Annotated in this window: 8 protein-coding genes; 2 read left to right on the top strand and 6 right to left on the bottom strand. The window is 70.2% G+C overall.

Features of this window, described 5'->3' with window-relative positions:
* Positions 1-165: 165 nt before the first annotated feature.
* Together QH270_RS02830 and rsgA are read right to left on the bottom strand one after the other, a co-directional pair.
* Entirely contained in the window at positions 166-711 is a 546-nt protein-coding gene (locus tag QH270_RS02830) for a hypothetical protein (protein WP_280338749.1), read from the bottom strand.
* Positions 712-2351: 1640 nt separating this feature from the next.
* A complete protein-coding gene (gene rsgA / locus QH270_RS02825) occupies positions 2352-3386 on the bottom strand; it encodes a ribosome small subunit-dependent GTPase A (RefSeq protein WP_280338748.1) in 1035 nt (344 codons plus the stop codon).
* Between the two features lie 620 nt (positions 3387-4006).
* Here rsgA and QH270_RS02820 point away from each other — a divergent pair.
* Entirely contained in the window at positions 4007-5179 is a 1173-nt protein-coding gene (locus QH270_RS02820; RefSeq protein ID WP_280338750.1) for an Hsp70 family protein, read from the top strand.
* A 1-nt stretch (position 5180) separates the two neighbouring features.
* On the opposite strand, the gene QH270_RS02815 is transcribed toward QH270_RS02820, so the two are convergent.
* The 3 genes from QH270_RS02815 to QH270_RS02805 all read right to left on the bottom strand — a co-directional run bounded on the left by QH270_RS02815 (position 5181) and on the right by QH270_RS02805 (position 9281).
* Entirely contained in the window at positions 5181-6455 is a 1275-nt protein-coding gene (locus QH270_RS02815) for a YibE/F family protein (protein ID WP_280338747.1), read from the bottom strand.
* A 276-nt stretch (positions 6456-6731) separates the two neighbouring features.
* Positions 6732-7979, bottom strand: a complete 1248-nt coding sequence (locus tag QH270_RS02810) for a pyridoxal phosphate-dependent aminotransferase (RefSeq protein WP_280338746.1) — start codon at positions 7977-7979, stop codon at positions 6732-6734.
* A 42-nt stretch (positions 7980-8021) separates the two neighbouring features.
* Positions 8022-9281, bottom strand: a complete 1260-nt coding sequence (locus QH270_RS02805; protein ID WP_280338745.1) for a helix-turn-helix domain-containing protein — start codon at positions 9279-9281, stop codon at positions 8022-8024.
* Between the two features lie 204 nt (positions 9282-9485).
* On the opposite strand from QH270_RS02805, the gene QH270_RS02800 reads away from it, so the two are divergent.
* Positions 9486-9998, top strand: coding sequence for a hypothetical protein (locus tag QH270_RS02800; RefSeq protein WP_280338744.1), 513 nt, complete (start codon positions 9486-9488; stop codon positions 9996-9998).
* Here QH270_RS02800 and dcd read toward each other — a convergent pair.
* A complete protein-coding gene (gene dcd / locus QH270_RS02795) occupies positions 9911-10510 on the bottom strand; it encodes a dCTP deaminase (RefSeq protein ID WP_280338743.1) in 600 nt (199 codons plus the stop codon). The genes QH270_RS02800 and dcd overlap by 88 nt on opposite strands.
* Positions 10511-10641 lie beyond the last annotated feature (131 nt).

Below are 10641 nucleotides of genomic sequence, written 5' to 3'. Positions count from 1 at the left end.
CCCGCCCCGCGTGGCGGCCCGTTCCCCCCCCCGCCCCCCCCCACCCCCCCCCCGGTCAAACGGGCCCCGGCCTAACCGCAACCCCCCCCCCCACCCCCCTACCCCCCCCCCCCCCCCGTAAACCATTCCGGGGGCGGCGTTTTTCGGTGCGCCCGGACCAGCCGGTCAGCCCAGCAGGGCAAGGGCGAACATCAGCAGGAAGACCAGTCCGAGTGCCGCGAACGGCAGCAGCATGAACAACATGCCGGGCGTCTTCTGGGGCTCCGGCCCGATCGCACCCTTCAGGAAGATCACGGCGGGCGGCTTGTAATAGACCTTGCTTCCCGAGCCGGGCTGGACCGGCACCTGCATCTCCGCGGGCCCCATCTCCGTCAGCCACGGCGTCACCACGCGGACGTGATACATGCCCGGCCCGACCGGAACATGAGTCTGTCCCCACCGCGCGTGCGGCACCGGCTGACCATTGACGAAGATCTTGGGCGTGACCAGCGACAACATGAACGAGATCGCGGGATACGACGAATCCACCGTGATCCCAGGCGGATTCACGCCTTGCGGCCCGGCCTGCGGCTGACTCGGCTGCGGCCCACTGCTCGCCGCCGCGAATCCGTCGAACGATCGCGTCCCCACCTCGGGTGGCCGCGGCGGAAACCCCGGCGCACTCCGCAACGGCTGCCCGAACCCCGGCGGCGGCGTAGGCGCCTGCCCCACCAGCGGATTGTCGGGCGGCCCGAACCCACCCCCGTGCGGCGGCAGATTCAACCCCGGCGACGACACCTGCCCGATCCCGGGCGACGACTGCGCGGCACCCGCCCCTGCATGCGGTTGCCCGAGACCGACACCCGGCGACGACACCGGCGGATACCCGCCGGCCGTCCCCGGCTGGACGATCCCGATGCCGGGACTGCTCAGCGCGGACGAGCCCGCACCAGATCCCGACGGCGGCTGACCGAAGCCGGGAGCAGGTGCACCCGGTCCCAGTGGTGCTGCCCCGAAGCCGAGCACCGGCGGTGGGTGTCCGAAACCTGGCGCGGGGTTCCCGGGTACCGATGGTGCGTGTCCGAAACCTGGTGCGGGGTTCCCGGGTACCGATGGCGCGTGTCCGAAACCTGGTGCGGGGCTACCCGGCCCCGACGGCTGCCCGAACCCGGGCGCTGGAGTATCAGGCGATACCGGCGGCTGCCCGAAACCGGGAGCGGCGCCACCCACTGCCGGCTGGCCGAATCCGGCGATCGGGTGATTCGGTGATAGCGGTTGACCGAACCCACCGAATGCTGGTCCGTCCTGCCCGAACCCGGGAGCTGGACCGCTGCCAGGTGCGGGTGGTTCACCGAAGCCCGCGGGCGGCGGCCCGAACCCCGATGTCGACCCGACCGGGGCGGGAGGCGGCGGGTCGAATCCGGGCGCGGGCACGGGCGGCTGGTCGAGACCGGCGATCGGATGATCCGGCCCTGACGGTGCTTGCCCGAACCCTGGCATCGGCGCACCAGGACCAGCCGGCGTCGGCTGTACCGGGACCAACGGAGGGTGACCGAATCCCGAAGGGGGAGAACCATGTCCGGGGGGTGCCACGAATCCCGGAGGCGGCGCGCCCGGAGCGGGCGGTGTCCCGAATCCCGGGGCCGCAGCTCTCGCATCGTCGCGCGCCGGGTCGCTCGGCGGTGTGCCGACGTTGGATACCGCGCTATCCGCTTCGACGGCAGGTTGGCCGATGGTCGGGGCGGCGGCCCCTGCGAGGTCGAGCGCCGGGTCGCTCGGCGGTGTGCCGAGGCTGGGCGTCGGGCCGCTTGATGTCGATGGCGAATCGCCGAACCGCAGTGTGGCGTTGGTGGGTGATTGGGCGCGGTTCGATGGCGGTGTGGTGCCCGCGAGGCCGGAGCCGTTCGGCGGCGCTGATGGTCGGCCGAAATCGGGGGTGAAGGGTTGGTCGAGTGGTGGTGGAGGGGAGCCGGGGGAGGCAAGGCCTGGTTCCGGGGGCGTGTGATCGGCCCCGGCGGGGGGAGGACTCGAGTCCGCCGCGCGGGTGAGGCTTGGTGGCGGTGTGCCAAGCGAGCCGCGGGTGGGCAGGGGCGGGGCCACGCGGTCGCCCATACCGGAAAGTGTTGGCGCACTTCCTGATTCGCGGGAGCCGGGGACTGCGGGCTGGGGTGGTGGCGGAGAGAAATCGCCGGGGTTACTCATCAAGCCTCCGGATAGCGAACCGTGCGCCCGAACCCTACCGCGCGATCGGCCTCGCCTCCCGCCGAGTTCGGCTCCGCCCGAAATACCCGGATCGCCCCGACCCGAAACAAGATCACCCGCGCGGACCGCGCGGGGGTGCTGGTCGAGCACCGCCCGCGCGGCGGGCGATTTCAGCGTCGACCGCGTTCGCGGTACTCGCGGCGCTGCTGTTTGGCGATGGAGCGCCAAGCCTGGGCGCGTTCGGCGGCCAGGCGTTTGTCGGTGCGCGCGGCCATCCACTCGTTCTCCTTGGCCAGCTTGCGGTAGCTCGCGAGGCGGCGTTCGGGGAGGGTGCCGTCGGCCAGCGCGGCCAGGACCGCGCAGCCGGGTTCGGTCTGGTGGACGCAGTCGGCGAAGCGGCAGTCGGCGGCCAGTGACTCGATGTCGCTGAACGTCTTGCCGATGCCATCGGCCGCGTCGTAGAGGCCGATCCCGCGCAGGCCGGGGGTGTCGATAAGGGTGCCGCCGCCGGGCAGCGGCCGCAACTCTCGATGCACCGTGGTGTGTCTGCCCTTGCCGTCCACCGCGCGGACCGCGTTGGTGGCGAACACCTCCGCGCCGAGCAGCGCGTTGGCCAGAGTCGATTTGCCCGCGCCGGAGGGCCCGATCAACGCGACCGTTCCGGTGAGCAGCGCCGTGAGCACATCCAGCCCGATCCCGGCCGACGCGCTCACCGCGAGCACACTCGCCCCCGGCGCGACGGCACGCACGGCATCGAGCGGAATGTCCATCGCCGCATCCGCTTTGGTGAGCACGACGATCGGCTGCGCGTTGCTCTCCCAGGCCAGGGCGAGCATCCGTTCGATCCGTCCCAGGTCGACGTCACCGTCGGCGGCGGAACAGATCAGCACGGTATCGACATTGGTGGCCAGCACCTGGGCGACCGAGCGCCCCGACACCGACGAGCGCATGATCGTCGAGCGCCGCGGCAACAGCTGCCGCACCGTGCCCTCGGTGTCGATGCCGACCCAGTCGCCGGTGCACAGCCCGGTGATCTCCCGTGGACAACCGGCGCGTGCCGGTCCGGTGGGAGTCACCACATCGCATTCGCTGCGATCCATCCGGATGATGCGCGCCGGAACCAGACCCTCGGCGAGCACGGAAAGGTATTCGGAAGCTACGGCTTCGGTCCAGCCGTAAGGGACGAGACGGTCGTAGTCGACCATGTGAGATCCTTCGTCGGGTGCCGAACCCGACCAGGGTTCAGCGAGTAGAGGTGATGTCCGAAACAGTCGGGGCCGCCGCGTACTCGCGGGCCCCGGGCACAGCAATCCGCACGTGTGTTCTCACGGACATCCACCTCCTCTCCAACGTCACCCCGAACTCTGCCCCACTTCCCCGAACGCGGCAACCGATTTTCCGCACGCCCGCGAACGGCACAAGATTTCGGCAGTCGCCGCCGCGCACCATGATCATGTCGAACAAACCCGGAGGGGGAACACATGAGGAAAGCAATCGTCGCGACCATGATCGCCGCGATCGGTCTGCTCGGGGCGGGCGTTGCGTCCGCGGAGGTGCTAGAGAAGGATATTCCGGGCACGGTGGGCGGTGGCCTCGAGTCGGGGCGGCCCGGCTGCGGGTACGAATGGTCGTGCAAGGATCCCCGCCCGAACCAATCGGGACAGGATCGGGTCGGGAACAGGGCGGGCTAGCCTCGGCTCCCGGTAGTGACTGAGGGTGGGGCGCCCGGGGGGGCCGGCGGCGGCCCCCCCGGGGGGGGCGGCCCGGGGGGGGGGGGGGGGGCGGGCCGCGGGCGCGGGGGGGCGCCCCCCCCCCCGCGCCCGAGATCACGGCCACCACGGTCACCTTCCGCAGCGACGCGCAGGCCAGGGCGATCAGGGCGGCGATGGCGCGCCGTCAGCTCACCAACTACCAGCTCGTTCCCGAGGCCGTCGCCGCGGTGCACTTCGCGCACGCCACCACCGATATGCGCGAGGTCTCGGCTCTGGCCGTCTACGACCTGGGCAGTTCTGGTCTCACGGTGAGCGTGGTGAACGCCCGCACCAGCGACGTCTATCAGTGCGAGCGGATCAGCGACATCAGCGGCGACTACCTCGATTCGCTGATCAGGGAACAGCAGATCGCCTCGGGCCGGATCGCGCACCCGGCCGACCCGGTGGGGCTCGCCGAGCTGGACGCGCTCTGCCGCGCGGCCAAGGAGCAGCTGTCCAGCAGCAACGCGGTGGCGCTGCCAAGCGAGCAGGGCCTGGTGCTGCTCACGCAGGAGAATTTCGAAGCCCTGATGATGCTGGCGATCGAGTCGTCGGCACGGATGACGCGCGATGTCATCATCCGCGGGCAGCATCCAGTGCAGGCGGTGCTGGTGATCGGCGGCGGTGGCCGGATTCCGCTGATCGCCCGCGTGCTGGAACGCACGATCGGCGTGCCGGTGCTGGTGCCGCCGGAGCCGGAGACGGCACTGGCGCGCGGCGCCGCGCTGCTGGCCCGCCCCGCGCAGGTCCAGCAGGCTCCGGCCGCGCCCGCGACGGCACCGGTGGGTGAGGCCGACGACGCCACCCCCGCATGGCTGACGGCGCCGGCGCGCCGTCGTCCGCTGAGCGCGCTGACCAGCCGGTCCGGGCACAATCGCCGCGAACTGAACGGCGCCGTGCTCACGGTCAGCGCACTGGCCGTCGTCTCCGCGATCGGCCTCGGCCTCGGCTACGGCCCGGAGGTCCTCGAGCGCGGCAATTCCAGCGACGGGTCACAAGCGGTCCCCGAGTCGTCGGCGCCGCGCCCGACGCTGGCCGGCCCGTCCTCGGCGGCGCCCCCGACCACCGACGCCATCCACGCCACGGTGGCGGCACCGCCGGCCACCCAGCAGAACTCCGGGCCGACGACCGAGACCCCGCCGCCGCCCGGCCCGAACACCTTCACCGTGGTGCCCGGCCTGCCCCCGATCGTCGTCCCGACGCTGCCGCCGGTGGTGTTGCCCGGGTTCCCGCCGCCGGGCGGCTAGGTCAGTTCCTGGCGTGCCTGGCCCGGCGCGGTGCCGGGGCGGGCCCGGCGGCGCCGAACGGCCGCGCGAGCAGCACGGCGATCGCCGTGGTGAGCGGCACCGAGAGGGCCAGCGCGATACCGCCGACGGCCGAACGAGCGATCTCGATGGCGACCGCGTCCCCGGTGAGCACGTCGGTGATGGAACGACCGGCGACGCTGAAGATCAACAGCAGCGGCAGCGCGCCACCGGCGTAGGCGAGCACCAGCGTGTAGACGGTGCTGGCGATGTGGTCGCGGCCCACGCGCATGGTGGCGGTGAAGATCTCGCGCCGGGAGGCGCCCTCGTCGAGCGCGGCGAGCTCGAAGGCGGCCGAGGCCTGGGTGATAGTCACGTCGTTGAGCACACCGAGCGAGCCGATGATGAAGCCGGCCAGTAGCAGTCCGGTGATGCTGACGTGCTCGAGATAGGTGGCCACATTGGTGTTCTGCTCTTCGGACAGCCCGGTGAGGTTGGTGACCTCGAGCGTCAACCAGGACAGGAACGCCGCGAGCAGCATCGAGGCGAGCGTCCCGAGCAGCGCCGAACTGGTCCGCAGGTTCAGGCCGTGCGCGAGATAGAGCACCACGTAGAGGATCAGCGCGCCCGACACCAGCGCGACCGGGATCGCGGGCTTGCCGTCGAGCAACGCGGGCAGCAGGAACATGACGACGACGGCGAACGCGAACAGCAGCCCCAGCAGCGCCCTGAACCCGCGCCAGCGCGCGACCACACAGATCACCACCACGAACGCGAGCACGATCAGCAGCAGCGGCAGCCCGCGCGAGTAGTCCTCGAACGCGTACATGGTGATGCCGCTGGGATCGGCGGCCCGCACGATCCTGATCTCGTCACCGGCTCGCAGATCCGGCTGACCGGGCCCCGGCGCGATCTCGAACAGGGTCTTCGACCCCTTGTCCGGCCCCGAGTCGATGCGGATGACACTGCGCTGACAGGTATAGGCGGCATTGCGCGGCGCGGCGGGCTGGTCGGTGAACACCCGTCCGAGCGAGGTGCTGCCACAGGCCCCCACATCCTGCAGGACGACCGTGCCCGCCTCGGTCTGCACGGCGCCGCCGGTGGCGGTCTGCATCGGCAAGGGAATCTCGACTTGCTGCGCGCCGGGCCAGAGCAGCACCGTCGCGATCAGCACCACCGCCCCGATCACGCTGAGCAGCCCGACGACGACCTTCGCGGCGGTAGCCCCGATGGCAATCGGACCCGAATGGTCGTGGTGGTGGTGATGATGATCGCTCACGGCCAAAACCTTAAGCGATATCGTTTTCAAGAACGACTCGAGGCGATCACGCTCCCGAGGTACAGGCGGCGGAGAGCAGGGGGATGTCTCCGCCGCCTGGTGGCCGGCGCCCAGGGGGGTAGGCGCTCGTACCTAGGGCTCTCGGTTGTCCAGGGGGGGTAGACAACCGGGCCGGGCGCCGAAGCGCCGAGGACTACTGTACACAAAACTCGGACTTTTGCACTAGTGCATCTTCAAAAAGTCCAAGATTCCAGACCTGGGGTCTGTTTCAACCCGTTACTGACGGTAGCTGGCCAGGAAGTTTCCGAACCGCTCGATCGCCACCGCGAGATCCCGCGCCCACGGCAGAGTGACGATCCGCAGGTGATCGGTGTCGGGCCAGTTGAATCCGGTGCCCTGCACCATCAGGATCTTCTCCTGCAGCAGCAGGTCGAGAACCAGCTTCGCGTCGTCGTGGATCTCGTGCACGTTCGGGTCGAGGCGCGGGAACGCGTACAGCGCGCCCCTCGGCTTCACACACGAGACGCCGGGGATCATATTGAGCCGCTCCCAGGCCACATCCCGCTGCTCGAGCAGGCGCCCACCGGGCAGGATCAGATCCTCGATGCTCTGATGTCCGCCGAGCGCCACCTGGATGGCGTGCTGTGCGGGCACGTTCGGGCACAACCGCGACGAGGCGAGCAGATCTATCCCCTCGAGGAACCCGGCCGCGTGCTCCTTGGGCCCGGTGATCGCGAGCCAGCCCGCGCGGTATCCGGCCACCCGGTACGCCTTCGACAGGCCGTTGAAGGTCAGGCACAGCAGGTCGGGCGCGAGCGAGGCCAGCGAGATGTGCTTGGCGTCGTCGTAGAGGATCTTGTCGTAGATCTCGTCGGCCAGCAGCAACAGCCGGTGCTTGCGCGCCAGGTCGACGATCTGCTGCAACACCTCCGCCGAGTACACCGCACCCGTCGGGTTGTTGGGGTTGATCACCAGCAGGGCCTTGGTCTTGTCGGTGATCTTCGATTCGATATCGGCGATATCGGGCTGCCAGCCGTTCGCCTCGTCACACAGGTAGTGCACGGGGGTACCACCGGCGAGGCTGGTCATGGCCGTCCACAGTGGGTAGTCGGGCGCCGGGATCAGCACCTCGTCGCCGTTGTCGAGCAGCGCCTGCATGGTGACGGTGATCAGCTCGGACACGCCGTTGCCCAGGTAGACGTCGTCAACGTCCAGCTCCGGGAAGCCCGGCACCAGCTCGTACCTGGTGACGATCGCGCGCCGCGCCGACAGGATGCCCTTGGACTCGGAGTACCCCTGGGCGTACGGCAGGGCGGCGATCATGTCGCGCATGATCACATCGGGCGCCTCGAACCCGAACGGGGCCGGGTTGCCGATGTTGAGCTTGAGGATGCGATGCCCCTCGGCCTCCAGCCGTGCCGCGTGTGCGTGTACCGGCCCACGGATCTCGTAGACCACGTTCTGCAGCTTCTTCGACTGCTCGAGAACGCGCGGAGGCACATGCGGCGACTGATTCGGACTCACCCGACCATGGTGCCATCCGGCCGCAAACGAATTAGGGATGCCCTAGGTGGGACGGCTGCTGAGCGCGGCGGTCGCGACGCAGAACTCCTCGATGCGCTCGTCGAGTCCGCGCGCCTCCACCGCGTCGCGGTAGGTGGGAGCGGCGATACGCCGACGCAGGCCGACCAGGCGTTCGCCGAGCTGCGCGATGCGCAGGTCCTCGGGCAGACCGAGGACGGGGCGCAGGGCGTCGGCCGCGCCGTCGATGCTGCCGTTGATGAGATGCGCGGCGGCGTTGTCGACCCTGGCCAGCGATTCGGCGCCGTAGGAGCGTTGCCGGGCGGGGCCGCCGCTGTAGAGGGCGATGGCCCGTTCGGTGGCGGCCAGCGCCTGTTCGGCGCGGCCGAGCTGGATGCAGGTGGCGCCCGCGTAGTAGGCCGCCTTGGGTTCGGGGAAGCCGAACACGCCGCCGATCTCGTCGTGCAGTTCGTCGCGCACCTCACCGCCCGAGGTCTCCGCCGCGCGCAGGCAGCGATCGGTCTCGGTGTCGCTGCCGAGCCGCGCCCACACCCGCGCCTCGATGTTCAGCAACCGCACCCGGGCGATGCCGGCGCCGGCGAATTCCTGGCCGCTGCGCGCCAATTGGACCGCGTTGCGCGGCCGGTCCGACCAGTTCTCGATCAGCGCGTGCATGCCCCTCGTCCACGCGCGCAGGCCGTTGTGCCCGCTCAGTTCCGCGTAAGCCCATGCGGCTCTGATCTGTTCGCCCGCGGCGTCGAGATAGCCGAGGTCGGTGCTCGCGTTGGCCATCAGGCCCGACAGCGTTCCGGCCAGCAGGTACAGGTGACTGGTGTCGCCCGGCTTCTGCTGCCCGTCGAGTAGTCGGTACACCCGGCGCCGCACCCGCAGCATCTCGACCATCATCGGCGCCGGTGCGGCGTGCACGTATTCGTTCGCGATCCGCCGGACATCGGCGTCGAGCTGGGCCAGCGTGGTCGCGCCGACATTCGTGCTCTCCGCGGCGGCCGCGTGCTCGCTCGCCTCGTGCGCAGCCGCCATGATCAACTCCCTCTCCGACATCACCTCGGGCACAGCGCCTTTGCTCGCCCCGGCGTCGACGAAAGCGAGCAGGTCGACGTCACCTCCCGCGGGCGCGAGCAGCGTCGTGAAACGTGCGCGGACCACGTCGTCGGAACGCGCGAGCGACGTGTCGAGCGCGGCCTGATTCACCGGCCGTGGGCGCACACGCGCGCCGCCGGCCTCCCATTTCGACACCAGTCGTTCGTGCACGCCGAGATGAGCCGCGAACTCCCGGATGCTCATTCGTTTGGCATCACGAAGTGCTCTGGCTTCTCTTCCCGTCCACTCCCCGACCACAGCGTCACCTCATCCGACGGACAACTTCCTCCAGAGTACGAGGGAGACAGTGAGACACACCACAATCTTGACCGAATCGGTTGCCTGAGGCAGTGAAAGGGCGGTGCGGGGCAGTGGCCGCGGACGTGCGAAAAGGGAGATCCTGGACAGGTGGAAGCCAGGACTGTCGATGACTGGGTGTCTTGCTACCAGCGCGAATTCGGGCTACCCGTTCGCGAGCGCGGTGGCTTCGTGATGCTGCCGATCACCGATCGGCTGTGTGTGGTGCATCTGCCGACCACGCGGGCCGAACTGGTGCTCGCGGCCCTACGGGAGCAGCACCGGGAGGGACCCGTGCTGGCCAGGCAGATCCGCTGGAGTCTGCTCGCCGAACCCGATGCCAGACCGCCGGCCGAGGTGGCCACCGAGCTGGCCGGACTCGATATCGATATCCCCGGCGTCGGCAGCGCGGTCATGCTGCCGACCAGCCTGGGCCGCTGGAGCAGGGAGGGCTGTCACTGGGTGCGTCCGCCCGTCGCCAGGGATGTGTTACCGCCCCTGTCGCTGGTGCTGCACCTGGCGCTGTCGGTGACCGGTCAGCGGGTTTCGACGGCGTTGAGCGAGGCGGGCGGCAGCGGGAAGTTGAGGTACGACCGCGACGGCGTCGGCCCGCGCTGCCCCTGATACTTCGAGCCGGCCGCTGCGCTGCCGTACGGGTGCTCGGCCGGGCTGCTCAGCCGGATCAGGCACAGCTGGCCGATCTTCATCCCCGGCCACAGCGTGATCGGCAGGTTGGCGACGTTCGACAACTCCAGAGTGATATGCCCGCTGAAGCCGGGGTCGATGAATCCCGCGGTCGAGTGCGTGAGCAGGCCCAATCGGCCCAGGCTCGACTTGCCCTCCAGGCGGCCCGCCAGGTCGTCGGGCAGCGAGCACACCTCGAGCGTCGAGCCGAGCACGAACTCGCCGGGGTGCAGCACGAACGGCTCGCCCGGTTTGGGTTCGACGAGGCTGGTGAGCTCGTCCTGCTGCAGGGACGGGTCGATGTGGGTGTAGCGGCTGTTGTCGAACACCCGGAACAGCCCGTCGAGGCGTACGTCGATGCTCGACGGCTGCACCATCGACTCCAACATCGGTTCGACACCGAGACGCCCAGCGGCGATCTCGGCCCGGATATCGCGATCGGAGAGCAGCACGCGCCCAGTGTAAGCAGGGCGATGCCGCAGGTAGACCGGCCCCACCCCGGGAGGCGGGGCGAGGGGGGGGGGGGGGGGGGGGGGGGGCCCCCCGCCCCCCCCGGGGGGGGGGGCCCCCCGGGGGCGGGGCC

Source organism: Nocardia neocaledoniensis, from assembly GCF_029868625.1.
Taxonomy (GTDB): Bacteria; Actinomycetota; Actinomycetes; order Mycobacteriales; family Mycobacteriaceae; genus Nocardia; species Nocardia neocaledoniensis_A.
Note: the sequence above shows the minus strand (reverse complement) of the source record. Positions and strands in the feature narration are given on the sequence as shown.

Excerpts from the sequence above, each read along its gene's own strand:
- QH270_RS02805 (WP_280338745.1), bottom strand. The coding sequence starts at position 9,281 with ATGAGCATCCGGGAGTTCGCGGCTCATCTCGGCGTGCACGAACGACTG.
- rsgA (WP_280338748.1), bottom strand. The coding sequence starts at position 3,386 with ATGGTCGACTACGACCGTCTCGTCCCTTACGGCTGGACCGAAGCCGTA.